This is a genomic window from Bradyrhizobium sp. BEA-2-5, from assembly GCF_032918025.1.
GTDB lineage: Bacteria > Pseudomonadota > Alphaproteobacteria > Rhizobiales > Xanthobacteraceae > Bradyrhizobium > Bradyrhizobium pachyrhizi.
Genome location: NZ_CP136629.1, coordinates 8,126,253 through 8,151,403, shown reverse-complemented (window position 1 = coordinate 8,151,403; position 25,151 = coordinate 8,126,253). Strand labels below are relative to the sequence as shown.

The 25,151-nt window shown below is 65.2% G+C and carries 15 protein-coding genes and 1 pseudogene; 7 read left to right on the top strand and 9 right to left on the bottom strand.

Annotated elements, in window-relative coordinates; genetic code table 11:
• Positions 1–2: 2 nt before the first annotated feature.
• The 4 genes from cyoD to cyoA are packed head-to-tail and all read right to left on the bottom strand — an operon-like array spanning position 3 to position 4,198.
• Complete coding sequence (cyoD, locus tag RX327_RS38035; RefSeq protein ID WP_317248949.1) at positions 3–395, bottom strand: cytochrome o ubiquinol oxidase subunit IV; 393 nt, start codon at positions 393–395, stop codon at positions 3–5.
• Positions 392–1,021, bottom strand: coding sequence for a cytochrome o ubiquinol oxidase subunit III (gene cyoC / locus RX327_RS38030; protein ID WP_317248948.1), 630 nt, complete (start codon positions 1,019–1,021; stop codon positions 392–394). The genes cyoD and cyoC overlap by 4 nt, the downstream gene beginning before the upstream one ends.
• On the bottom strand, positions 1,018–3,021 hold the full coding sequence (cyoB, locus tag RX327_RS38025) for a cytochrome o ubiquinol oxidase subunit I (RefSeq protein ID WP_317248947.1): 2,004 nt from the start codon (positions 3,019–3,021) through the stop codon (positions 1,018–1,020). Before cyoB ends, cyoC begins: the two co-directional genes overlap by 4 nt.
• Before the next feature lie 10 nt (positions 3,022–3,031).
• A complete protein-coding gene (gene cyoA, locus RX327_RS38020) occupies positions 3,032–4,198 on the bottom strand; it encodes a ubiquinol oxidase subunit II (protein ID WP_317248946.1) in 1,167 nt (388 codons plus the stop codon).
• Positions 4,199–4,430: 232 nt separating this feature from the next.
• Here cyoA and RX327_RS38015 point away from each other — a divergent pair, with 232 nt between their 5' ends.
• Positions 4,431–5,720, top strand: a complete 1,290-nt coding sequence (locus RX327_RS38015) for an MFS transporter (protein ID WP_317248945.1) — start codon at positions 4,431–4,433, stop codon at positions 5,718–5,720.
• A 173-nt stretch (positions 5,721–5,893) separates the two neighbouring features.
• On the opposite strand, the gene RX327_RS38010 is transcribed toward RX327_RS38015, so the two are convergent.
• The gene (locus RX327_RS38010; RefSeq protein ID WP_050387733.1) at positions 5,894–6,703 is read right to left on the bottom strand and encodes a transporter; all 810 of its coding nucleotides are present in this window, start codon (positions 6,701–6,703) and stop codon (positions 5,894–5,896) included.
• 192 nt (positions 6,704–6,895) lie between these two features.
• Here RX327_RS38010 and RX327_RS38005 point away from each other — a divergent pair, with 192 nt between their 5' ends.
• Positions 6,896–7,297 carry a c-type cytochrome gene (locus tag RX327_RS38005; RefSeq protein WP_050387732.1) on the top strand — a complete coding sequence of 134 codons (402 nt, stop codon included), beginning with the start codon at positions 6,896–6,898 and terminating at the stop codon, positions 7,295–7,297.
• A gap of 159 nt (positions 7,298–7,456) precedes the next feature.
• Here RX327_RS38005 and RX327_RS38000 read toward each other — a convergent pair whose 3' ends face one another.
• Positions 7,457–8,950 carry a M48 family metalloprotease gene (locus RX327_RS38000; RefSeq protein ID WP_317248944.1) on the bottom strand — a complete coding sequence of 498 codons (1,494 nt, stop codon included), beginning with the start codon at positions 8,948–8,950 and terminating at the stop codon, positions 7,457–7,459.
• A 72-nt stretch (positions 8,951–9,022) separates the two neighbouring features.
• Positions 9,023–9,769 (bottom strand): thermonuclease family protein, encoded by a 747-nt coding sequence (locus RX327_RS37995; RefSeq protein ID WP_317248943.1) that lies wholly within the window; start codon positions 9,767–9,769, stop codon positions 9,023–9,025.
• A 477-nt stretch (positions 9,770–10,246) separates the two neighbouring features.
• Here RX327_RS37995 and RX327_RS37990 point away from each other — a divergent pair, with 477 nt between their 5' ends.
• The 5 genes and pseudogenes from RX327_RS37990 (at position 10,247) to RX327_RS37970 (ending at position 23,009) form a co-directional block, all read left to right on the top strand.
• Positions 10,247–17,755 (top strand): Ig-like domain-containing protein, encoded by a 7,509-nt coding sequence (locus RX327_RS37990; protein ID WP_317248942.1) that lies wholly within the window; start codon positions 10,247–10,249, stop codon positions 17,753–17,755.
• A 148-nt stretch (positions 17,756–17,903) separates the two neighbouring features.
• Positions 17,904–19,109, top strand: coding sequence for an ABC transporter substrate-binding protein (locus RX327_RS37985; RefSeq protein ID WP_317248941.1), 1,206 nt, complete (start codon positions 17,904–17,906; stop codon positions 19,107–19,109).
• Between the two features lie 124 nt (positions 19,110–19,233).
• Positions 19,234–20,022: pseudogene (locus RX327_RS37980) on the top strand (enoyl-CoA hydratase); the annotation flags it as partial.
• Positions 20,023–20,030: 8 nt separating this feature from the next.
• Positions 20,031–20,780: a hypothetical protein gene (locus RX327_RS37975; RefSeq protein WP_317248940.1), complete on the top strand. Its 750-nt coding sequence runs from the start codon at positions 20,031–20,033 to the stop codon at positions 20,778–20,780.
• 117 nt (positions 20,781–20,897) lie between these two features.
• Entirely contained in the window at positions 20,898–23,009 is a 2,112-nt protein-coding gene (locus RX327_RS37970; RefSeq protein WP_050387729.1) for an acetate--CoA ligase family protein, read from the top strand.
• A 148-nt stretch (positions 23,010–23,157) separates the two neighbouring features.
• On the opposite strand, the gene RX327_RS37965 is transcribed toward RX327_RS37970, so the two are convergent.
• Positions 23,158–23,958 carry an enoyl-CoA hydratase/isomerase family protein gene (locus tag RX327_RS37965; RefSeq protein WP_317248939.1) on the bottom strand — a complete coding sequence of 267 codons (801 nt, stop codon included), beginning with the start codon at positions 23,956–23,958 and terminating at the stop codon, positions 23,158–23,160.
• 17 nt (positions 23,959–23,975) lie between these two features.
• Positions 23,976–25,136 (bottom strand): acyl-CoA dehydrogenase family protein, encoded by a 1,161-nt coding sequence (locus RX327_RS37960; protein ID WP_317248938.1) that lies wholly within the window; start codon positions 25,134–25,136, stop codon positions 23,976–23,978.
• Between the last annotated feature and the right edge of the window lie 15 nt (positions 25,137–25,151).

Here is a 25,151-nt window from a genome sequence, read left to right as displayed (position 1 = left end):
CGTCACGGCATCTGGCTCATCTGGTGCACCGGCATCATGTTGCTGTTGAGGTGGCTCATCACCCACAGCGAACCGGACAGCGCGATCACCACCATCACGATGGTGAAGATCAGCGCCATCATGCTCCAGCCGTTCTCGGAGGCCGTGTTCATGTGCAGGAAGTAGATCATGTGCACGACGATCTGCACCGCAGCCAGCACCAGCACAATCAATGCGGTGACCTGCTTGTCGGCGATCGCGCCGGTCATCACCAGCCAGAACGGCACCGCGGTGAGGACGACGGAGAGACCGAAGCCGATCAGATAACTCTGCAGCGAGCCATGGGATGCCCCGCCGTGAGCGGCGTGGCCGTGCCCGCCGGCGTTGGGTTCGATAGCGTGAGCTTCTTTTGTCATCGCAGAACTCCCAGGAGATAGACGAAGGTGAAGACGCCGATCCAGACCACGTCGAGGAAGTGCCAGAACATCGACAGGCACATCAGGCGGCGGCGGTTGGCCTCGATCAGGCCGAACTTCTGGACCTGCACCATCAGCGTCACGAGCCAGATCAGGCCGCACGAGACGTGCAGGCCGTGGGTGCCGACCAGGGTGAAGAAAGCCGACAGGAAGGCGCTGCGCTGCGGTGTGGCGCCCTCGTGGATCATGTGGGCGAACTCGGTGAGCTCGATGCCGATGAAGGCAAGGCCGAACAGGCCGGTGATCGCCAGCCAGGCTTGCGTCGCGCCGATCCTCGATTTCTCCATCGTCAGCATGGCGAAGCCATAGGTGATCGAGGAGAGCAGCAGCATCGAGGTGTTCACCGCGACCAGGTTCAGGTCGAACAGGTCCTTCGGGGCGGGGCCGGCGGCATAATTGCCGCCGAGCACGCCGTAGGTGGCGAACAGGATCGCGAAGAGGAGACAGTCGCTCATCAGGTAGATCCAGAAGCCGAGCATGGTGCTGGCGCCTTCCGGATGATCATGCTCGTCGATGACGTGGAAGACCGGCTCGGAGTCCTGTGTGGTTATGATTGCAACGCTCATGTCTGGGCTCCCGCGGCAAGCACGCGTGTCCGCGCGTCTTCAGTCCGCACCACCTCATCCGTCGGAATGTCGAAGTCGCGGTGATAGTTGAAGGTATGGCCGATCCCGACGGCGAGCATCGCGATGAAGCTCGCAGCCGCCAGCCACCACATGTACCAGATCAGGCCGAAACCCATCGCGGTGGCAAAGCCGGCGAGGATGATGCCGGTGCCGGTGCTGCTCGGCATGTGGATCGGCTTGAAACCGGTGAGCGGACGCTGATAGCCGCGCTTCTTCATGTCCCACCACGCGTCATTGTCGTGAACGACGGGGGTGAAGGCGAAGTTGTAGTCCGGCGGCGGCGAGGAGGTCGCCCATTCCAGCGTGCGCGCGTCCCAGGGATCGCCGGTGACGTCCTTGAGCTGCTCGCGCTTGAGCAGGCTGACCGCGAACTGCATCAGCATGGAGAGGATGCCGATCAGGATCAGGAACGCGCCGAAGCCCGCGATGACGAACCAGATCTGGAGCGAGGGATCTTCGAACACGCGCAGGCGGCGGGTCACGCCCATCAGGCCGAGCACGTAGAGCGGCATGAAGGCGAGGTAGAAGCCGGTGACCCAGAACCAGAACGACATCTTGCCCCAGAACGGATCGAGCTTGAAGCCGAACGCCTTCGGGAACCAGTAGTTGATACCGGCGAACGCGCCGAACACCACGCCGCCGATGATCACGTTGTGGAAATGCGCGATCAGGAACAGGCTGTTGTGCAGGACGAAGTCGGCCGGCGGCACCGCGAGCAGAACGCCGGTCATGCCGCCGATCACGAAGGTCAGCATGAAGGCGATCGTCCACATCATCGGCAGCTCGTAGCGGATGCGGCCGCGATACATCGTGAACAGCCAGTTGAACATCTTCGCGCCCGTCGGGATCGAGATGATCATCGTGGTGATGCCGAAGAACGAATTGACGCTGGCGCCCGAACCCATCGTGAAGAAATGGTGCAACCACACCAGGTACGACAGGATGGTGATGACGACCGTGGCGTAGACCATGGAGGTGTAGCCGAACAGCCGCTTGCCCGAGAAGGTCGAGGTGACCTCGGAGAAGATGCCGAAGGCGGGGAGAACCAGGATGTAGACCTCGGGGTGGCCCCAGATCCAGATCAGGTTCACGTACATCATCGGGCTGCCGCCGAAATCGTTCGTGAAGAAGTTGGTGCCGACGTAGCGGTCGAGCGAGAGCAGCGCGAGCACGACGGTCAGGACCGGGAAGGAGGCGACGATCAGGACGTTGGTGCAGAGCGAAGTCCAGGTGAACACCGGCATCTTCATCATCGTCATGCCGGGGCACCGCAGCTTGACGATGGTACAGATCAGATTGATGCCGGATAGCGTCGTTCCGACGCCGGCGATCTGCAGCGCCCAGATGTAATAGTCGACGCCGACATCGGGACTGTAGCCGATGTTCGAGAGCGGCGGATAAGCCAGCCAGCCGGTGCGGGCGAATTCGCCGATGAACAGCGAGGCCATCACCAGCACCGCGCCGCCGACCGTCATCCAGAAGCTGAAATTGTTCAGGAACGGGAACGACACGTCGCGTGCGCCGATCTGGAGCGGCACGACATAGTTCATCAGGCCCGTGACCAGCGGCATCGCCACGAAGAAGATCATGATCACGCCGTGGGCGGTGAAGACCTGGTCGTAGTGATGGGCGTTGAGATAGCCTTCGGAGCCGCCAAAGGCGAGCATCTGCTGGCCGCGCATCATCAGCGCGTCGGCGAAGCCGCGCAGCAGCATCACGATGCCGAGGATCATGTACATGATGCCGATGCGCTTGTGGTCCACCGTGGTGAACCACTCGCGCCAGAGATAACCCCAGAGACGGAAATAGGTGACGATCGCAAACAGCGCGAGGCCGCCGGTTGCCACCACCGCGAAGGTGCCGACCAGGATCGGCTCGTGGATCGGCAGCGCCTCCAGATTGAGGCGGCCGAAGATCATCTTGACGAGATCGGGATTCATGCGGTCCTCCTCAGGACTCTGATTTCGGACGCTGACCGAGCAGCAAGGATGTCGACGAGGGATGCGCGGGCGAGAACGGCGGGCGCTTCAGCCCGAAGCCGCGCAGCGGCGTCAGGTCGAGCGGCGCGGTGATCTCGCGCGACGGCGCGTCCTTGATCTCGTCCATCGAGCAGATGCCGGCGACGAAGGTCGGCTCAGAGCCGAGCGGCGCGCCGCGTCGGGCGTATTTGTCGTAGGCCAGCGGCAGCGTGTTGTTCAGGCCCTGATGGCCGGCGCCGCCCTTGGCGTCGATCGCCATCATCTCGCTCTGGCACATCTTGCCGGTCTCGACGCACATGTTGAGGATCGCCTTGTAGAGATCGCGGTCGACCGAGCGATAGAGCCGCACCGGATCGTTCTGGCTCGGACGCTCGAGCTGCAGATAGTCGGTGCGGCCGAGCATGTTGGCGCTGGTCTTGGCGGTGGCGATCCACTTGTCGAAATCGGCGCCAGACAGGCCCTTGAAGTTGAAGTGCATGCCGGAGAAGCCGGCGCCGCTGTAATTCGCCGAGAACCCCTTGTAGGTGCCGGGGTGGTTGACGACGGCGTGGAGCCTGGTCTCCATGCCCGGCATTGCGTAGATCTGGCCGGCGAGCGCGGGGATGTAGAACGAGTTCATCACCGAGGAGGCGGTGATGCGGAAGTTGATCGGACGATCGACGGGCGCGGCCAGCTCGTTGACGGTCGCAATGCCGTAGCCCGGATAGATGAAGAGCCACTTCCAGTCGAGCGCGACGACGTCGACCTCGAGCGGGGCGTCCTTGCTCTCGATCGGCTTGTCGGCAGCGATGCGGCCGAGCGTGCGGTACGGATCGAGCAGATGCGTGCCCATCCACGTCAGCGCGCCCAGGCAGACGATGATCAGCAGCGGCGCCGACCAGATCACCAGCTCGAGCTTGGTCGAGTGGTCCCATTCCGGCTCGTAGCGAGCGGCCGTGTTGGACTGGCGGTAGCGCCAGGCGAACAGCGCCGTCAGCGCCATCACGGGGAGGACGATCAGGAGCATCAGGACGGTGGAGATGATGACGAGGTCGCGCTGCTGGGCAGCGATGTCGCCGGCTGGCGCCAGCACGACGTAATCGCACCCGCCAAGGAGCGCCGCGAACGGCAATAAGGCCAATAATTTCAAGGCGCGCACGGCTCACCCCATTTGAATTTTATGAGTTCCGCCAAGGGGTAGCTGCGATGCAGCAAAGTTCACATTGGACAATTTGTCCAATGTTGCACTGCGGGATGGAGGATCAGAAGGTGAGGTGGACCGCGTGGCAATCTGCTCGTGGCCTCACTTCTTGTTCGAGCACGGTCTATTCGGAAAACCGGTTGGTCATGCTCCAAAGGACGGTTCTCCGGCGATGGCACAGGCCCCAGCAATGGCTCACGGCACCCCGACCGCATCAGGTCACGGGCAGGCGAAACCCGGCGAGATCGCTATCGGCGTCATCATCGGCCGCACCTCGGAATTCTTCGACTTCTTCGTCTTCGCGATCGCCTCGGTGATCGTGTTCCCGCGCCTGGTGTTTCCGTTCGCGAGCGAACTGACCGGCACGCTCTACTCATTCGGCATCTTCGCGCTGGCGTTCGCCGCGCGGCCGCTCGGCACCGTGATCTTCATGGCGGTCGACCGCCGCCACGGCAAGGGCGCCAAGCTCGTCATCGCGCTGTTCCTGCTCGGCACCGCCACGGTCGCGCTCGCCTTCCTGCCCGGCTACGACACGATCGGCGTCGCGGCAATCTGGCTGTTGGCCGCCGCGCGCGTGCTGCAGGGCATCGCCTGGGGCGGCGCCTGGGACGGCCTTGCCTCGCTGCTGGCGATGAATTCGCCGGCGCATCGCCGCGGCTGGTACGCGATGGTGCCGCAGCTCGGCGCCCCGCTCGGACTGATCGTGGCGAGCGCGCTGTTCGCCTATTTCGCCGGCAATCTTTCCGCGGATGATTTCTTCGGCTGGGGCTGGCGCTATCCGTTCTTCGTCGCCTTCGCCATCAACGTCGTGGCGCTGTTCGCGCGCCTGCGCATGGTGACGACGGAAGAATATTCCGAGCTGTTCGAAAGCCGCGATCTCGAGCCGGCGCGGGTCGGCGAGACCATCGCGCAGGAGGGTCGTAACATCATGCTCGGCGCATTCGCGCCGCTGGCGAGCTTCGCGCTGTTCCATATGGTCACGGTGTTTCCGCTGTCCTGGGTGTTCCTGTTCACCCGCGAGAGCCCGGTGCGCTTCCTGATCATCGAGATCGTCGCCGCCATATTCGGTGTCGCCGCGATCGTGATCTCCGGCATCATCGCCGACCGCGTCGGCCGCAAATCGCTGCTGATGGGATCGGCGATCGCGATCGCGATCTATAGCGGCTTTGCCCCGCAGCTGCTCGATGCCGGCGCGTTCGGAGAGACCATCTACATGGTGATCGGCTTCATCCTGCTCGGCCTGTCCTTCGGCCAGTCCTCCGGCGCGATCGCCTCGAACTTCGCGCGGAACTATCGCTACACGGCCTCGGCGCTGACCTCGGATTTCGCCTGGCTGTTCGGTGCCGGCTTTGCGCCGCTCGCGGCGCTGCTGCTGGCGACGCATTTCGGCCTGATCTCGGCCGGCGCCTACCTGTTGTCGGGCGCGGTATGGACGCTGCTGGCGCTGTGGCTGAGCGGATTGCGCGAAGCCGAGGGTTGAACTCTTCTCCTTCCCCCTGAAAGGGGGAAGGTCGGGATGGGGGTCTGCCGCACGCGCTGGCGTGTGTGGAGACAAGATCCCCACCCGCTTTGCTCTGGCGAGCAAAGCGACCTCCCCTTTTCAAGGGGAGCTGGATAGGCCTCGCGGATGGTGCCCGATACCCATCTCCATCCTCAGCGAAACAGCCCGTCGACGCGGAACGAATACCCCAGGCCGACGATGTAGTTCGGCGAGTTGCGGTTGAGTCCGAACGCGACATGGAAGTCGACCTGCTGGGTCGGGGTGATCTGGTACAGGCCGCCGGAGTTGATGAACTGGGTCGGCCGCTCGCCGTCGGGATAGTCGCCGACATATTCGGTGAACACGCTGATCCGCTCGGTCAGCTTCTTCTCGATCACGAAGGTCGCTTCCGACACGTGGCGGCCGGTCAGTTCGGCGGGGCGGAAGAATTCCGTGAACATGCCGCTGACGCCCCAGCCGTCATGCAGCTCCCATGACCATGGCAATTGGATGTAGGGCTGCGCGCCGCGACCGGCGATTTCGGCAGCGCCCGTCGGCAGCGCGACGCCGGCCGTGATCGAGAGGTCGAGCTTCCCCGGCACGGGACTGATCTGCCATTTGATCCCCGGCGCGACGTCGGAAAAGCCCGAGGTGCCGGGCGAATTCACAGTGCCGACATAGTTCGGCAGGTCGATCAGCACCTCGAGGCAGGGCGCGATTCCGAGCTGCCAGCGGCTATTGCTGCCGTCGATGCTGCGGCCACTGCTGCGGCCGGTCAGGTTGATGCCGTTTTCGTTCTGCAGGCTCCCGACCGGCACGACGATACTCGAATTGGTGACGTCGGGCCGGTCGGTCGCGATTTCGTCGCTCGGCTTGGGACAGCCGTCCGCGCGCGCGGCGGTGGCTGCTGCGAGTGTGAGCGCAGCAAGCACGCACCCGAGTTCGGCAAGTCGAGCGACGGCGCCGAACCGATTCTGAAACACTGGGGATGCTCCAATAGCCCGGCGCCGCTGCGGAGGTGGCAGCTTTCGATAGAGATCGGCGGCGCGCCGGGAAATTCCCGGTTGGCTCAAAATTCTTCGTCAGTCGTCGGCGGCGCGAGCGCGCGGCATTCCAAGGAATAGAATCGCGGCATGCCTGCTCCTGTTGTGGTGGCAAACAGGAGACCTCCGGGAATGACCATTCGTTCGATCGCAGGCGTGCTGGCGCCGCAGCAGGCCAAAATTGCCGCGATGGCGGCCATCGCGATTCTGCTCGCCCTGAACAGCGCCCGTGCCGCGGGAGATGCGGCGCGCGGCGCCACGCTGTACCAGGGCTGCGGCGATTGCCACTCGATCGACAAGAACGACGTCGGCCCGATGCACAAGGGTGTCGTCGGCCGCCTCGCCGGCTCCGTCGCAGGCTACGACTACTCGCCGGCGCTGAAGAATTCGAAGATCGTGTGGACCGAGGAAAATCTCGACAAATGGCTCACTGGTCCGGACACGATGGTTCCGGGCACCAAGATGTTCTACGAGGTTCAGGATCCGAAGGATCGCGCCGACATCATTGCCTTCCTCAAGGAGAAGGCGAAGTAGCGGGCTATCTCTCATGTCGTCCCTGCGGAAGCAGGGACCCATAACCACTGGAATATGTCGTTAGGGCGCGCTGTGGCCCCAGCCTTTTCCATCAATCGATAACAGTGGTTATGGGTCCCGGCGTTCGCCGGGACGACGGTCGTGAGAGGGCGTGCAGCCTCAATCCGCCACGATCTTCACGCGATCGCGCACCTTCACCTGCGCGGTGCGATCGAGGCCGTTGAGCACGCGGAAGCGCTCGGCGGGATGATCGACGCCGGCCATGCGGTGGGAGAGCGATTCCACGGTATCGCCAGGCTGCACGGTGATGACCTTGATGCGCAGCGGGCGCGCGGCCTGGATCTCTTCGAGAGTCAGGCGACGGAACGAATTGACGGTCTCGCGCGCGTTGCGATCGCTCTCGGTCGATCTCTGCCGTGTCGCGAAGATGAAGCGGTAGACGTCGCTGCCGAAGCGCAGCGCATAGACCTTGAACTGCCACTGATCGCCCTTGGCGGTGGCGGACGCTGCCGGAAAACCGTTGATCGTGAGATCCTCGGTCGACGCCTTCTCGACGCCTTCCATCCAGCCCGAATTCAGGTAGTCGCCGAGCGACTGCTCGGCCGGCACCCGCACCACGTCGAAGCGCATCGCCTGCGCGCCGCCCTCGCGCACGCCGATCACGGCCTGCGCGGTGTTGTCGAGCGTGAAATTCTCCGGCGCCTGGAAGGTGAAGCCGAGCTTCGGATGCAGGAAACGCCGGCCGCGGACGAAGCCTTCGCTGGGATCTTCGCCATAGACGAGGTTGTCGATAGCGGCGAGATAGCTTTCGCGGTCGCGCTCGTTGCTCTCGGGCGATGAGTATTGCCGTGCGGTGGTCTGCGCGTTGTTGATGCGCTCGGGCGTTGCCGGATGCGACGAGGTGAAATCCTGCGCGCGCGGATCGAGCGAGCTCTTGCCGGCCTTCAGCTCGGCATTGCGCTCCATCGCCGAGAGGAAGCGCGCCGCGCCATAGGGATCGAAATGTGCCTTGGCGGAAATGCCGACCCCGATGCCGTCGGCCTCGATCTCCTGCTTGCGCGAGAAACTCGCCATGGTGAGCTTGGTCTTGGCCAGCGCGAGCGCGGTGAGATCGGGATCGTTGCTCATGTCGGTGACGACGCGGGTGACGATCGCGGCCTGGCGGGCCTGGTCCTCGCGCATCGCGGCGTGCTTGGACAGCACATGCGCCATCTCGTGGCTGAGCACGGAGGACAATTCGGAGGTGTCGCTGGCGAGCGCGAGCAGGCCGCGCGTGACATAGAGCTGGCCGTTCGGCAGCGCGAACGCGTTCACCGCGCCGGAATTGAGGATGGTGACCTTGTAGCCCTGATCGGGGCGGTCGGAAGCCGCGACCAGCCGGTCGACGGTCTTGCTGACCAGCGCCTCAAGCCTGGGATCGTCATAGGTGCCGCCATAGCTCGCCAGGATGCGCTCGTGCTCGCGTTCGCTCGTGGGCGTCTGCTGCACCACGCGGTTCGGCTTTACCGGCGCCACCGCTGCCGTGGGCGTGGCCTGCTCGAACCGGCCGACATTGCCGCAGGCCGACAGCGTCAGGGCGGCGCAAACGAGCGCCGGCGCAGCCGAAAGGCGGCGGCCAGTCCCCTCTTCACGCCGTCCTGCGCGCTCAATCACGTCAAAAACTCACAAATTGTCCCGTAAAAAGACCGGGGCAGGGCCCCTGGGTTTCTTGAGTCCCTTGGGCCCCTAGTTCCCGCCGAGCACTTCAAGCTGCCCCACCCGGAGCAGTTCGATTCGCGGCCCACGTCGTGCTTCCACCCAGCCTCGTACACGAATCTTACGATTTTCCAGAGACTTGGGCGCAAGCCCCGCCGCCTCGAACGCAGGGACTATGCGCTTTGAAATAGTCACGGCAAAGCCACGTGTCCAGTTCCGTCCGAAGTTGAGGTAGGTCGTTGCCCCAGCTTGCCGGACCGACAGGACTTTGCCCTCGACCACCGTAAAACGCCCGATCTCCGCCAAAATATCGTCCGGACTTTCCGCGTTTTTTATGGCCGTGGAGCCGGCCCAGGTTCCCGATCGGGCGGCCCTTGCCTCGGCCTCGGCCGCCATCAGCGCGGTGGCGCAGTCCTGGTCCGGGGTCTCGGATGACACCAGCGCGAGGCCCTGGCGCAGCAGCTCGCTTTGCACGGGCTTCTCACTGCCTTCGAGGAATGCGTAGGCCGGCTGTCGGCCATAGCGGTCCGGCGTGTCGTCCTGTCCGCGCAGCGTCACCTCGCGGCCGACCAGCAGCGCCGTCAGTGCGGCGATAGCCTTCGCCTTGTCGGCCACCTCGATACCGGCGAGCTTGACCTCACGGCCGTCGTCGAGCCGCAGGCTGCGCGCATCGACGATGGCGGCGACGCGACCCTCGCCCTGAATCTCGAAATTGCAGCCAGTCGCTTCGGCGCGTCCGATGCTCGCGCCGATCGCGAGGACGCATACCGTCATCATCACCGCCCACGGACGGCGACGCCATGCTCTATCGCGTGGAGGCGTCATGCGGCACTCGCCACTTCGGTGCGCTCCGGTCGGAGCGTGGTCGCCAACAAGGACAGTCTGACGGAAAGATCGCTTCGGGGCCACCACAAGCGAAGCGAGATCGCATCGAGGGATGCCATCGTTGATTCGGTGGTCAATTTTCTGCGGCGCTTCTCATCGCGTGCACAGGCGAAATTGGTGTTTCACATCAATCCGTGCCTGTCGCGCGACGAACTCGTCTTCAGCGCCCCTTGTCGTGACGAAAATTGCCGTCCGATCGTGCATCGAGCGGCCTTCACACGCGTCAACCTTACCCATTCATCATCTCAACTCCGTGCGCGGAATGAGAATTTGTTATTGTTGCCAATGACTTGCGGCGCAAGATAACTATTCGGCAATTTTTTGAAAGGCGGCCGATTGCGGTCGCTCACGCATATTGCCGAGGTTCTTGTGTCGAACCCAGTCGTTCTCACGCTGTCGACCAGCGATCCGCTCAGCGATTATCTTCTGCTCTACAACGCGATTTCGGCGATCAGCGTCGGCGGCGGACTCGCTGCTGCCAACACCGATTACGTGATCCACTTCTCGCTCTCGTCCGGTGCGCGCACGCTGCAATTGCTGGACGATCTGCCGGCCATCAACCTGATGAGCGGCTCCACGCTCACCTTCGACGGCAACTCCGACTACAACAATCAGCTCGGCGGCCAGGACTACAGCGACGTCATCGACGCGCGCGGTTATCAAGGCTTCGTGGTCACCTCCGGCACGGTGACGTTCAAGAACCTCACCATCATCAATGCGGTTGCAAGCGGCGGCAATGGCGGGGTCGGCGGTGGTGGCGGCGGCGCGGGCCTCGGTGGCGGCCTGTTCGTCGGGCAGAACGCCAACGTCACGCTGAACAATGTCAATTTCGGCAACAACACCGCCAAGGGCGGCGATGGCGGCGTGGTCGATCCGGCCGGCGGTGGCGGCGGTGGCGGCGGCATCGGCGCCGATGGCGGCAGCGGCAATGGCGGCGGCGGTGGTGGCGGCGGCTTCGGTGGCCAGGACTATTACGGCTACCACGGCAATGGCGGCAGCGGTTACAGCGAGGCGGGCTCCGACAGCCAGCATCCCTCGACCGGGGCGCAGAACGCGGGCGGCACACCGGCGACGATCGAAGGTGCGGCGGGCGGTGGACAGGGCGCCGACAATTACGGCGGCAGCGGCTACGGCGCGCATGCCGGCGGCGGCGCGAGCGGTGGCGGCGGCGGCGGCGGTGTCGGTGGTGGCGGCGGCGGCATCGGCGGCGCTAACTCGGTAGCGGGCGCTCCCGGAGCTGGCTTCGGCGGCGCGGGCGGCGTTGGTGGCGGCGGCGGCGGCGGCATCTATAGCGGCGGCAATGGTGGTTTCGCCGGTGGTGGCGGCGGCTCCGGCAACGGCAGCGGATACGCGCACACCGGCGGCAATGGCGGTTTCGGCGGCGGAGGCGGCGGTTCGAACGGCACGCCCGGCACCGGCGGCTTCGGCGCGGGCAGCGGCTCGCTCGCCGGCGGCGGTGGCGGCGGCCTTGGCGCCGGCGGCGACATCTTCGTTCAGCAAGGCGGCACGCTGACCGTCATCGGCGGCACCTTGATGGATGCCACCGAGACCGGCGGCACCGGCGCCAATGGTGCGGGCAACGGCTCCGCCTATGGCGACATCTTCATCCAGGGCACGATGATCGTCACGCCGACGCACACCGTGCCGACGTTCTCCCAGGGCCTGCAGACCGTCACCACGCTCACGATCGGCGACAGCATCGCCGATGAGCGGGGCATCAGCGGCAGCGGTACGACCGGCAGGCTGGTCGTCTCCGGCGGCGGTACGCTGACGTTGACGGGTGCGAGCAGCTATGTCGGCGGCACGCAGATCGATTCCGGCAACACTCTCTCGATCACGGCCGACAACAACATCGGCGGTTCGGCCGGTGCACTGATCCTCAACGGCGGCACGCTGACCACGACCGGCGGCTACACTTTCACGCACGATATTCAGCTCACCGCCAATGGCGGCACCTTCGATATATCGTCCGGCACGATCGCGGACACCGGCTCGATCAGCGGCTCCGGCACCTTCACACTGTCGGGTGCTGGGACGTTGCAGCTCGGGATGGGTCAGCTCGCCGGGCTGACGGGCACGTTCGGTCTGAGCAGCGCGCATCTGTCGCTGACGTCGAGCGGCACTTTCGACGACACGCTCTCGGTCAGCGGCAATTCGATCCTGTCGATCGCGAACGGCAAGACCGTGTCCGACACCGCCCTCGTTACCGGCAGCGGCAATCTCGGCGTCGATGGCGGCGGTACGCTCATGCTTGGCCATGCCGCAAATACCTACGGCAGCACGACGATCTATTCGGGCACGGTGTGGCTCACCGCGGCCGGCGCCGCCGGAACCGGCAACATCTCGTTTACCTCAGGCATTGTCGGCACGCTGAAGATCGACAACGCCGCGCTGAGCGGCAATGCGTTCGCCAACACGATCGCGAATTTCAATCCCGGCCAGTTCATCGATCTGACCGGGCTGCAGTACAACACCCAGAATCCGTCGCTCAACACGGTCAGCCTGTCCGGCAACACGCTCTCGATCTCGAACGGCACCACGACCGATACGCTGACCCTTGCCGGCGTCGGCGCTGGGACCAGTTTTCAGCTCTCGCAGGATGCCAACGGCGGAACGATCGTGCAGGTCGTCTCGACCCGCGTCTTCAACGTCTCCAACGTCGCCGAGCTCAACGCCGCCATTCTGCAGATGGATTCCGGCGGACAGAACGCCGCGTCGAATGCCAACTACACGATCAACATCACCGCCAGCTTCAGTCTGACGTCGGAGCTGTACGCGCTCAATCTGCTCAGCGGGTCGAGCGTCACCATCAACGGCAGCGACGGTCACGGCGGCAGCTACACGATCGATGGCCTCAACGCCCAGCGCGGTTTCTTCGTCTATGCCGGTAACGTAAACCTCGAGAACCTGGCGATCCAGAACACGGTGGCTGCCGGCGGCGGCGTCGTTCGCGGTGGTGGCGGCGGCGGCGCCGGGCTCGGCGGTGCGCTGTTCGTCTCGTCGAACGGCAGCGCCACCATCGACAATGTCACCTTCCACAACAGCGCCGCGATCGGCGGCAACGGCGGTGCCGGCGGCACTGGCAATATCGCGTACGGCTACGGCTACGGCGCTGGCGGCGGGATGGGCGGACGCGGCGGAAGCAGCGGCGGCGGAGGGATCGGCCTCGGCGCTCAGGGCGCGGACAGCGATCTCTTTAGAAGCGGTTCACCCGGCATTGTCCCCAACACCGCTGGGGGCGGCAAAGGGAGCGACGGTTACCTGATCTCGATCGGGGGCGGGACCGAGCTTTACTGGTATGGCGGAGCAGGCGGCGCCAATGGCGGCGGCGGCGGCGCGGCTGGGTGGATCGGCAGCGCCGTCCGCGCACCGTACGGGCCAGGGGGCGGTGTCGGCGGCAGAAACGGGGCCGACGGCGGCAACGGCGGCTTCGGTGGCGGAGGCGGCGATGGCGGCGACGGTGGCTTCGGCGGCGGTGGCGGTTACAACGGCGATGGCGGCTTCGGCGGCGGGGGCGGCATAGGAGGTATCGGCGGCTTCGGTGCCGGCAATGGCGGCACCAATGGCAACGGCGCGCCGGGCGGCGGTGGCGGTCTCGGCGCCGGCGGCGCTGTCTTTGTTCAGCAAGGCGGCTCGCTGACCATCAAGGGCGGCTCGCTCTCCAACGATTCCGGGTTCAATGCCGTCGCCGGCGGCACCAATGGCATTGGCCAGGCCAGCGGCTCGGGCTTCGGCTCCGGCATCTTCATCCAGGGCAACAACAATCTCAGCTTCACGCCGGCCAGCGGCCGGACGCTGACGGTCGCCAACGACATCGCGGACCAGAGCGGCAATGGCGGCACCGGTGCCAATGCGGGCGTCGGCGGCCTCGCAATCAGCGGTGGCGGTACCGTCATCCTCGGCGGCAACAACACCTACACCGGCAATACCACGGTCAGCGGCGCCGGCACCCGGGTGTCGATCTCCGCCAACGTCAATCTCGGTGCGGTCACCAACGTGCTGAAGCTGGGCGATGGCACCGGCATCAGCTTCACCGACGGCTTCACGCAGACCCGCAACATCACGGTCGCCGGCGATCCGGTCTTCAACGTCGCCGCCGGCGAGACCGTCACCCAGAGCGGCGTGATCTCCGACGGCGCGACGCCTGGTGATGTCGAGGTGACCGGCGGCGGCCGGCTGGTGCTGTCGGCACACAACACCTATTCCGGCGGCACCGTCATCAAGGGCTCGATCCTGGAGCTGGCGGCGAACGGCGCGGCAGGGACCGGCGCGATCGCCTTCACCGACGGCAGCACCGAGAAGCTCGTGCTCGATGCCGCGGCGTTCTCGGGAACGTCGTTCAGCACATCGATCACCGGCTTTGCCGGCGGCGACACCATCGACTTCGGCAACATCGCCTATGACGCCACGGCGACGCTGTCCTATGCGAACGGCGTGTTGCTGGTGAAGAGCAGCGGCGGCACGACGCTCGCATCGCTGAACCTGAGTTTTAGCGCCGGTGCCTCGGCCGGCTCGCTGATGCTGGCGTCCGACGGCTCGGCCTCTCCGCATCTCGAGATCCGGTCACAGGCGAGTATCGCCTCGGTAACGGCTGACACCACCGATCATCTCACGACGCTGAACGCCGGCAAGGTCGTGACCATCACCGTCAACTTCAGCAACACGGTGAGCGTGACCGGCGCGCCCGAGCTGCTGCTCAACGACGGCAAGGCCGCGACCTATCTCAGCGGCAGCGGCTCGCAGGCGCTGGTGTTCAGCTACACGGTGCAGGACGGCGACAGCACGTCTGATTTGCAGGTGCAGAGCCTCTCGCTCAACGGCGGCACGATCAGGGATCCCGGCGGCCAGGACGCCGACGTGACCCATGCGGCGACCGATCTGCATCTCGTGATCGACGCGATCGCGCCGACCGTGTCGGTTGCGGCGAGCTCGACCGCACTGCTGGCCGGTCAGACCTCGACCGTCACCTTCACCTTCTCCGAGGTGGTCAGCGGCTTCGCGCTGACGGACACGACGGTGAGCGGCGGCGCGCTGAGCAACCTCGTGCATGTCGGCGTCAACGCCGCGCACCAGGACGTCTACACGGCAACCTTCACACCCGATGTGACCAATTCCGAGGCAGGCTCGGTGCAGGTCAACGCGTCAAGCTATACCGACAGTGCCGGAAACGCCGGCGCGGCAAGCAATGCGATCACCTTCAGCGGCGATACCAAGGCGCCGACGGTGGCGGTCTCCGTCGATCACACCACGCTGACTGCCGGCGATAGCGCGCTCGTCACCTTCACCTTCTCCGAGGCCGTCAGCGGCTTTGGATTGGGTGATGTCGCCGTCGAGGGCGGTACGCTGGGCAATCTCACCCATGTCGGCATCGATGGCGCCGGCCATGACGTCTACACCGCGACCTTCACGCCCGATGTAACCAACACCGAGGAAGGTTCGGTGCAGGTCAACGCGTCAAGCTATAGCGACGTCGCCGGCAATTCCGGCGCGTCGAGCAACACGATCAACTTCACCGGCGACACCAAGGCGCCGACCGTGTCGGTTTCAGCTGACCATGGCACGCTGCTCGCCGGTCAGACCGCGGTCGTGACCTTCACCTTCTCCGAGGCCGTCGCGGGCTTTGCGCTCGGCGATGTCAGCGTCAGCGGCGGCGCGCTGGGCAGCCTTGTCCATGTCGGCGTCAACGGCGCCGGGCAGGACATCTACACCGCGACCTTCACGCCCGACGTCACCAATGCCGAGGCTGGCTCGGTGCAGGTCAACGTATCGAGCTATAGCGATACGGCCGGCAACGCCGGCGCCGCCAGCAACGCCATCAACTTCACCGGTGACACGCTGGCGCCGACGGTCTCCGTCGCGCTCAATCCCGACACGGTGCTGGCCGGCGACCTCTCGGTCGCGACCTTCACCTTCTCGGAGGCCGTCTCGGGCTTCGCCCTTGGCGGCATCACCGTCCATGGCGGCGCGCTGAGCAATCTTGTGCATGTCGGGCTCAATGGTGCTGGGCAGGACGTCTACACCGCGACCTTCACGCCCGATGTTAGCGACACCGAGACCGGCTCGGTGAAGGTCAACGCGTTGAGCTACGCCGATGTGTCCGGCAATGCCGGTGCCGCGAGCAACACCGCGACGATCGGTGGTGATACGCTGGCGCCGACGGTGTCGATCGCGGCTGACCGCAACGCGCTGCTGGCGGGCCAAACCGCGCTGGTGACGTTCACGTTCTCCGAACAAATTGCGAGCTTCGCGCTCGGTGACGTCACGGTGCATGGCGGGGCGTTGGGCAATCTGGTCCATGTCGGCGTCAACGCATCGGGCCAGGACGTCTACACGGCAATTTTCACGCCGGATGAAAGCAACACTGAAGCGGGCTCGGTGCAGGTCGCGGCGTTTGGTTACACCGACGTCGCCGGCAATAGCGGTGCGGCAAGCAACGCCATCAATTTCACCGGCGATACCAGGGCCCCGACGGTGTCGGTTGCGGTGAGCCCGAGCACGGTGCTTTCCGGCCAGACTTCGGCCGTCACTTTCACCTTCTGCGAAGAGGTCGCGGGCTTTGCGCTCGGCGATACCGTCGTCGCCGGTGGTACGGTAACCAATCTGATCCATGTCGGGCTCAATGGTTCAGGCCAGGACGTCTACACCGCGATCTTCACGCCTGACATCAACGACGTCGTGGCGGGCTCGATCCGGGTCACCGCCGCAAGCTATGCCGACGTATCAGGAAATGCCGGCGCGGCGAGCAATACCGCGACGATCGGTGGCGACACGCATCCGCCGACGGTATCGGTGGCGGCCGATCACAGCCTGCTGCACGCCGGCGACGCCGCGCTGATGACGTTTACCTTCTCCGAGGCGGTCGCGGGTTTCGGACTCGGCGACGTCACCGTCCATGGCGGACTGCTGGGCAGCCTCGTCCATGTCGGCGTCAACGGCGCGGGTCACGATATCTACACCGCGACCTTCACGGCCGATGTCACCGACCATCTGTCGGCCGATCTTTCGGTTGCAGGGGCGAGCTACACCGACATCGCCGGCAACGCCGGCGGAGCGAGCAACGCGGTCAGCTTCACCGGCGACACCAAGGCGCCAGCGGCGCCGACGCTGGCCCTGCACCGCGACACCGGCGTCTCGGGCGCCGACCACATCACCAGCAATCCGCTGATCGATTACACCAAGTTCGATGCGGCCGACACGCTGCGCTACAAGGCCGACGGTGCCTCGGCCTTCTCCACGGCGGTGCCGATCTTCACGACCGACGGCATGCACTCCGTCACGGTGCAGGAGGTCGACGCCGCCGGCAATGTCAGCGCGTCGTCGAGCCTGACCTTCACCCTCGACACCACGGCGCCCCATCTCACCGGGATCACAGCGACGCCCTCCGGTGGCGTCGCAGCGCCGGGTTCGCTGGTGCAACTGACGGTCGGCTTCAACGAGGCGGTTCACGTCAATGGCGGCACGCCGAGCCTGACGCTCAACGATGGCGGCACCGCAATCTACGACGCCGCGGCAACGGTGCTGCTCGGCGATTCCTCGAAGCTGGTGTTCGATCACATCGTGTCATCGACGGATCGGGCCGGCTCGCTGGCCGTGACCGGCTTCGCCGCCAATGGCGCCGATGTCGTCGACCTGGCCGGCAATGCGGCCTCGCTTTCGGCGGTGTCCACCGTCTTCGACGCCCTGCACATCAACGAGACCATCGTGCCGGCCTACACGCTCGGTGCCATTACCCGGCCGGAATTGCATCTGGATCTGGGCGGTCGCATCATCATGGATGCAACGGCATCGGCATTCGCCGGACATTATGGCATGCAGTACCTGTTCCTCGGCCTGCCGGCGGGAACGCCCCATCAGACCGTTCCCGACTTTCATCTCTGATTGCAGCGCTCCGGCGCGGCGCCTCATTCCGCTTAGCGGAAAACAGATTGCTGCCGCTGCGGCTTGCTGCAGTGCAGGCCATGCGGCATGATCCGGCCCTCGAAACGGACCTGATGGAACGAGGTCCGCGCTGCAAGGGAGGATTGGAATGAGACGAGTTTTGGCCGGCGTGTTGGCCTGTGCGTTTGCGATCTCGGCGAATGCGTCGCTGGCGCAGGACAAGCCTCCGCTGAAGCTCGGCGGCATCCTCGACATGTCGAGCCTGTATGCCGACATCACCGGTCCCGGCAGCGAGACTGCGGCCAAAATGGCCGTCGAGGATTTCGGTGGCGAGGTGCTGGGGCGCAAGATCCAGGTGCTGGCGGCCGACCATCTCAACAAGGCAGATCTCTCCGCCAACATCGCCCGAGACATGCTCGACAACCAGGGCGTCGAGATGATCTACGACGTCGCGGCCTCCGCGACCGCGCTTGCCGCCGGCGAGATCGCGAAAGCGCGCAACAAGATCATCATGTTCAACGGCCCGGGCTCGATCCGTCTCACCAACGAGGCCTGCGGTCCCTACACCGTGCACTACGTGTTCGATACCTACGGCCAGGCCAACGTGACCGGCCTTGCGGCTGTGAAGTCGGGTCTCGACACCTGGTTCTTCCTCACCGCCGACTACGCCTTCGGCCAGGACCTGGAGAAGGACACCGGCAGCGTCGTGACCAAGACCGGCGGAAAGGTGCTCGGCAGCGTGCGCCATCCGCTCAACACGTCGGATTTCTCCTCCTTCCTGCTGCAGGCGCAGGCCTCGAAAGCCAAGGTGATCGGGCTTGCCAATGCCGGCGGCGACACCATCAACGCGATCAAGCAGGCGGCCGAGTTCGGCATCACCAAGGGCGGCCAGAAGGTCTCGCCGCTGCTCGCCTTCGTCTCCGATATCGATTCGATCGGGCTCGAGACCGCGCAGGGCCTGTTGCTGGCCGAGGCGTTCTACTGGGACCTCAACGACGACACGCGCGCCTTCTCGAAGCGCTTCATGGAGCGCACCAAGCGGGTGCCGACCTCGGCGCAGGCCGGTGTCTATTCTTCCGTCACCCATTACCTGAAAGCCGTGAAGGCGGCCGGCACGACCGACGCCGCGGCGGTGATCAAGGTGATGAAGGAGACGCCGATCAACGACTTCTTCGCCAAGAACGGCAAGATCCGCGAGGACGGCCGCATGATCCACGACATGTATCTGTTCGAGGTGAAGAAGCCGTCGGAGTCCAAGGGCCGCTGGGACGACTACAAGCTGCTCGCCACGGTGCCAGGCGCCGAGGCGTTCCAGCCGCTGGAGCAGTCGCGCTGCCCGCTGGTGAAGAAGTGACGGGAAGCGTCATTCCGGAGCGATGCGCAGCGTCGAATCCGGAATCTCGAGGTTCCGGGTCTGGTCCTTCGGACCATCCCGGAACGACGCCGTAACAACCAACAACAACGAAAGGCAAAACGCCATGAGCGATAATCAGATGGTCCTCCAATCCCTCGACAAGGGCCTGCTCACCATCACCATGAACCGTCCCGATCGGCGCAACGCGCTCAATCCCGACATGACGCGCGGCCTCGTCGAGGCGGCGCGCCGCGCGCAGGACGACACCGAGGTGCGTGCCGTGCTGATCCGGGGCGCGGGCGGCTCCTTCTGCGTCGGCGGCGACGTCAAGTCGATGGCAGCAGGCCGCGCGCCGCTGCCGTTCGAGCAGAAGCTTGCGAATCTGCGCCGCGGCATGGAAGTCTCGCGCATCCTGCATCAGATGCCCAAGCCCGTGGTGGCGCAGCTCGATGGCGCCGCGGCCGGCGCGGGCCTGTCGATGGCGCTGTCCTGCGACCTGCGCATCGCCTCCGAATCCTGCAAGATCACCACCGCCTTCGCCAAGGTCGGATTCTCCGGCGATTACGGCGGGACCTATTTCCTGACGCAACTGCTCGGCAGCGCGCGGGCGCGTGAGCTCTATCTGATGTCGCCGGTGCTGTCGGCGCAGGAAGCCTACAACCTCGGCATGGTCTCCAAGGTGGTGCCTGATGCCGACGTCGAGGCCGAGACGCTGGAACTGGCGCTGTCGCTGGCGCAGGGCCCGTCGATCGCGCTCGGCTTCATCAAGCGCAACATCAACAATGCCGAGCATCTGGCGCTGGAGGATTGCTTCGACGGCGAGGCGATCCATCACACCCGCTGCGGCGACACCGAGGATCACAAGGAGGCCGCCAAGGCCTTCGTCGAGAAGCGCAAGCCGACATTCAGGGGCAGTAGACCATGGCCGAGTATATGCGGCTGCGGCAGATCTGCCTGGTCGCGCCGCAGCTCGCGCCCGTGATCTCGGACATCGCGGAGATCATGGGCCTTTCCGTCTGCTATCGCGACGGCAATGTCGCGAAATACGGTCTGGAGAACGCGCTGCTCCCGGTCGACACGATCCTGCTCGAGGTGGTAGCCCCCTTCAAGGACGGCACCACGGCCGGCCGCTTCATCGAGAAGACCGGCGGCCGCGGCGGCTATATGGCGATCTTCGTCTGTGAGGATCCCGACGCGCGCGGCGCCAAGGCCAACACGATGGGCGTGCGCACCGCGAACGTGATCACGCATGCGCCCTATCACGGCGTGCAGCTCCACCCGCGCGACTGCCGCGCCGCCTTCATCGAATTCAACCACACCGAAGGCAGCGACGACATTCTGGGCCCCTATCCGCCGGCTGGCTCCGATTGGCAGAAGTCGATCCGCAAGGACACGACTTTGGCGCTGACCGAGGTCGAGATGCAGAGCCCCGAGCCTGAGGCGTTGGCGGCGCATTGGGGCAGGATCATCGGCATTCCCGCCGATGGTACCGTGGTGAAGCTGCCGAATAGCACCTTCAGCTTCGTCAAGGGCGACAGCGAGATCATGAGCGGCTTGACGTTTGAGGTCGTCGACAAGGCGAAGGTGCTGGACGCCGCAAAAGCCAGAGGCTGTGAGGTGAAGGGCGACGGGTTCCTGCTCTGCGGCGTGACGTTCAAGCTGACGGCGTGACGTCGTAGCCCGGATGCAGCGAAGCGAAATCCGGGGCCGCGCGCTTCGCGGATAGACCGGCCCCCGGATTGCGCTCCGCTCCATCCGGGCTACAAGAAGAATAAAAAGGAACGCCCCATGCCGCATCCGCTCGATACCTTCTTCGCCCCAAAGAGCATCGCGCTGATCGGCGCCTCGCGCGATCACGAGAAGATTCCCGGTCGGCTGCTCGCGATGTTGCGCAAGAACGGCTACCCGGGCGCGCTCTATCCGATCAACCCGAATTATGACGAGATCGACGGCTTGAGGTGCTTCAAGTCGATTGCCGAGATCGGCGCGCCGGTCGATCTTGCCGTTATCGTCATTCCGGCCCGTGCGGTGCTGCCGGCGCTGGAGCAATGCGCGGCCGCGGGCGTGAAGAATGCCGTCATCATCTCGTCCGGTTTTGCCGAGGAGGGCGGCGACAGCGCTGACATGCAGGACGCGATCGTCGCGCTGGCGAAGCGGACCGGGATGCGGATCAGTGGGCCGAACGCGGAAGGGTTTTACAGCCAGGCGCAGAAGGTCGCCGCGACCTTCAGCCCGACCGTCGACGTCAAGCCGGATGCGCCTGATCTCGTCGCCAGCAAGCGGCGGATCGGCATCGTCGCGCAGAGCGGCGGCATCGGCTTTGCGATCTATCATCGCGCCAAGGCGCTCGGCGTCGCGCTCAGCTATGTCGTCAGCGCCGGCAATGAGAGCGATCTCGGCGCCGGCGAGTTCCTCGACTACATGGTACAGGATGTCTCGACCGACGTGATCCTGCTGTTCATCGAGGGCATCAGGGACGTCGACAAGTTCTTGGCGGCGGCGAAGCGCGCGGCAGAACTCAAAAAGCCCGTGATCGTCACCAAGGTCGGGCGCTCCGGCGCCGGCGAACGTGCGGCGGCCTCGCACACCGCGAGCATGGCGGGCTGGTCGGCGGCCTATGATGCGGTGTTCGCGAAATACGGCTTCATCGTCTCCAACGACCTCGACGAGGCCGTGACCATTGCTGCCGTGTTGACCACCAATCCGCTGCCGAAGGGCGATCGCGTCGCGGTGCTGACGGTGTCCGGTGGCGCCGGCATCTGGGGCGCCGATACCGTCTCGATGCAGGGCCTGCGCGTGCCGGAGCTTTCGGCCGCGATCCAGAGCCAGATCAAGCAATGGATGCCGTCCTACGGCGCGGCAGGCAATCCGGTCGACGTGACCGCGCAGGGCGTGTCATCCGGCGGACTGCAGAAGAGCATCGAGCTGTTCGACACGTCTGATGAAGTGGACGCGACGCTGGTCGTGCTGTCGCTGTCGAGCGAGACACGGATGCCGTTCAAGGAAGCTGAGTTGAAGCCGGTGATCGCCGCGCAGAACAAGCCGGTGGTGTTCTATTCCTACACGCTGCCGTCGCAATTCGCGCGGCAGGAGCTGGCGAAGTCGGGCGTGGTGGTGCTCTCAGGACTGACCCATGTCGGCGTCGCAATGCGGCGGCTGGCGGACTATGCCGGCTTCAAGCCCGCGCCGGAGATCTCGGCATCAGCGTCGCCGGCGCACGATCTCTCCATGCATCTGAAGGCGAAGACGCTCTCCGAATATGACAGCAAATCGCTGCTGCGCGCGGCCGGCATTGCGCTGCCGGATGAGGTGCTGGTGATCGACCGCGACGGGCTCGATGCCGCGATCGAGCGCGCCGGATTTCCGCTGGTCATGAAGATTCAGTCGCCCGCGATCGCGCACAAGAGCGAGGTCGGCGGCGTCCGCGTCAACATCGCCGCCAAGGGTGCGGCTTTCACGGCCTATCGCGACATGCTGGAGACGGTGCAGAAGCAGCGGCCGGGCGCCGAAATCCAGGGCGTGCTGGTCGGGCCGATGGCCAGGAAAGGCGTCGAGATCATCGTCGGCACCATGGCGGACAAGACGTTCGGGCCGATGGTGATGGTGGGGCTCGGCGGCATCACCACCGAACTGTTCAAGGACGTGGTCTATCGCCCCGCGCCGGTGAGCCCGGCCGAAGCGAGCACGATGCTGGAGACGCTGAAGGCCGCGCCGCTGCTGCACGGCTTCCGCGGCGCGCCGAAGGCCGATGTCACGGCACTGGCGCGGTTGATCTCGCAGATTTCAGTGCTGGCGGCGCAGCACCGAAGCGAGATCGCCGAGATCGAGGTCAATCCGGTGCTGGTGCACCCGGAAGGGCAGGGCGTCACGATCGTCGATGCGCTGGTGGTGCCGAAATAACTCGGTGTCGTCCCGGCGAAGGCCGGGACCCATAACCACCGAAGTGAGTTGTAAGAGAAGCCGACGCCGCTTGTGCCCCTTCCGCAGGCCGCGGCGTATGGCTCCCGGCTTTCGCCGGGACGACGCGTTGTGAGAGCGGCGCGAGGACCTACCGCCCCTTGAAGTTGGCGACGCGGCGCTCGGCGGTGGCCTTCACGCCTTCCTTGAAGTCTTCCGTCGCGCGCAACCTGGTCTGCTCGGCGAGCTCGTGGTTGGTCGCGGCCATGACGCGGTCGGCGAGGCCGGCGCGCATGGTGGCGCGGGTCGAGAGCAGGCCGAGCGGCGAGCATTCGGCGATCTCCTGCGCGAGCTTCATCGCGGCCGATTTCACCTGCTCCTGCGGCACCAGCTCGTTGGCGAGGCCCCACTTGTAGGCCTCCTCGCCGGTGACGCGGCGGCTGGTGTAGAACATCAGCTCGGCGTTGTTCTTGCCGATCAGCTCCGGCAGCGTCACGGTCAGGCCGAAGCCGGGATGGAAACCGAGTTTGGTGAAGTTCGCGGAGAAGCGCGCCTCGGGGCAGGTGACGCGGAAATCGGCCGACACCGCGAGCCCGAGTCCGCCGCCGATGGCCGCGCCCTGGACGGCGGCGACGATCGGCTTCTTGTTGCGGAAGATGCGCACCGCCTGGATGTAGAGATGGTTGATCGGCAGGTTCGAGGCCGGATCGCTCTTGGCGCGCGCCTCCTGCGCCTGCCGCGCCGGATCGCCGAAATTGGCGCCGGCGCAGAACGCCTTGCCCTGCGCCGACAGAACCGAGGCGCGGATCTCGATGTCGCGATCGAACTCTTCCAGCGCATCCGCGATCTGGTTGATCAGCGATATGTCGAAGAAGTTCAGCGGGGGTTTTCGGATTTCGATCAGGCCGACATGGCCGTGGGTTTCGACGCCGATATCCGTATATTTGGTCATGATCTGTCCTCGTTGAATTAGCGAAGGCCCAAACCGCGGGCGATGATGCCGCGCAGCACTTCGGTGGTGCCGCCCTGGATCGTCAGCTTCGGCGCGGTCTTGATGGCGAAGTCGAGCTGCCGCTCCAGCGTCTCGCGATTGCTCGCGGTCTCCTCGACGAAGGCGGCGAGGTCGCGCACGCGGTGCGGAAGCTGCTGCTCCCAGACCGTGCCGATGTCCTTGACGATGGACGCTTCGACCACCGGCTCCTTGCCGGCTTCCAGCATGCCGGCAACCGAGACCGACATGCGCCGCATGGTGTGGAGTTGCGCCACCAGCCGGCCGATGCCCTCGGCGCTGCGCGTGTCCGGATTGGGACCGACTGCGCGCACCAGCTCGGTCAGCACGTAATAGGTTTCGAGGAAGCGCTCGGGGCCCGAGCGCTCGTAGGCGAGCTCCGAGGTCGCCTGCTTCCAGGCGCCGTCGACCTCGCCGAGCACGTGATCGTCGGGAATGAAGTGGTCGGTGAAGACGACCTCGTTGAATTCGTACTGTCCGGTGATCTGGCCGATCGGGTTCACCTTGATGCCCGGCTGCTTCATCTTGACCAGGAACTGCGTCAGGCCGTGGCGGCGGTTCTCCTTGGTCGGCGGCGAGGTCCGGAAGATCGCGATCATGTAGTCGGCGATGTGTGCCGACGAGGTCCAGATCTTGGTGCCGTTGATGAGATAGCCGCCGTCGGTCCTGGTCGCGCGCGTCTTCGCCGCAAACAGGTCGGAGCCGGAGTTCGGCTCGCTCATGCCGATGGCGAAGCAGATCTCGCCGCGGCAGATGCGCGGCAGGATCTCCATCTTGATGTGCTCGGGCGCGTATTTCAGCAGCACCGGCCCGCTCTGGCGGTCGGCGACGAAGAAGCGCCGAGTCGGCGCGTTGGCGACGCGCATCTCCTCGGTCACGACGTAGCGTTCGAGGAAGGAGCGTTCCTGGCCGCCATATTTCTTCGGCCAGGTCATCCCCAGCCAGCCCTTGGCGCCGACCCGGCGGGAAAATTCCGGCGCGTCGGTGTCCTCGCGGTTGGGCTTGTGCGGATCGAAGGTGCCGGCGGCGATTTCCTCGGCGAGGAAGGCGCGCACCTCCCTGCGCAACTGTTCGCACTTCTCCGGCAGGCGGATCGGATCGAAACGGAGGGCAGCGGTCATTGTTGTCTCGTCTCC

Bases quoted from the DNA above. Each gene is read 5' to 3' on its own strand.
- RX327_RS37975 (WP_317248940.1), top strand. From the start codon at position 20,031: ATGGCCGAGTATATGCGGCTGCGGCAGATCTGCCTGGTCGCGCCGCAG.
- RX327_RS37995 (WP_317248943.1), bottom strand. From the start codon at position 9,769: ATGATGACGGTATGCGTCCTCGCGATCGGCGCGAGCATCGGACGCGCC.
- RX327_RS37985 (WP_317248941.1), top strand. From the start codon at position 17,904: ATGAGACGAGTTTTGGCCGGCGTGTTGGCCTGTGCGTTTGCGATCTCG.
- RX327_RS37965 (WP_317248939.1), bottom strand. From the start codon at position 23,958: ATGACCAAATATACGGATATCGGCGTCGAAACCCACGGCCATGTCGGC.
- RX327_RS38015 (WP_317248945.1), top strand. From the start codon at position 4,431: ATGGCTCACGGCACCCCGACCGCATCAGGTCACGGGCAGGCGAAACCC.
- cyoC (WP_317248948.1), bottom strand. From the start codon at position 1,021: ATGAGCGTTGCAATCATAACCACACAGGACTCCGAGCCGGTCTTCCAC.
- RX327_RS37960 (WP_317248938.1), bottom strand. From the start codon at position 25,136: ATGACCGCTGCCCTCCGTTTCGATCCGATCCGCCTGCCGGAGAAGTGC.
- cyoB (WP_317248947.1), bottom strand. From the start codon at position 3,021: ATGAATCCCGATCTCGTCAAGATGATCTTCGGCCGCCTCAATCTGGAG.
- RX327_RS37970 (WP_050387729.1), top strand. From the start codon at position 20,898: ATGCCGCATCCGCTCGATACCTTCTTCGCCCCAAAGAGCATCGCGCTG.
- cyoD (WP_317248949.1), bottom strand. From the start codon at position 395: ATGACAAAAGAAGCTCACGCTATCGAACCCAACGCCGGCGGGCACGGC.
- RX327_RS38005 (WP_050387732.1), top strand. From the start codon at position 6,896: ATGACCATTCGTTCGATCGCAGGCGTGCTGGCGCCGCAGCAGGCCAAA.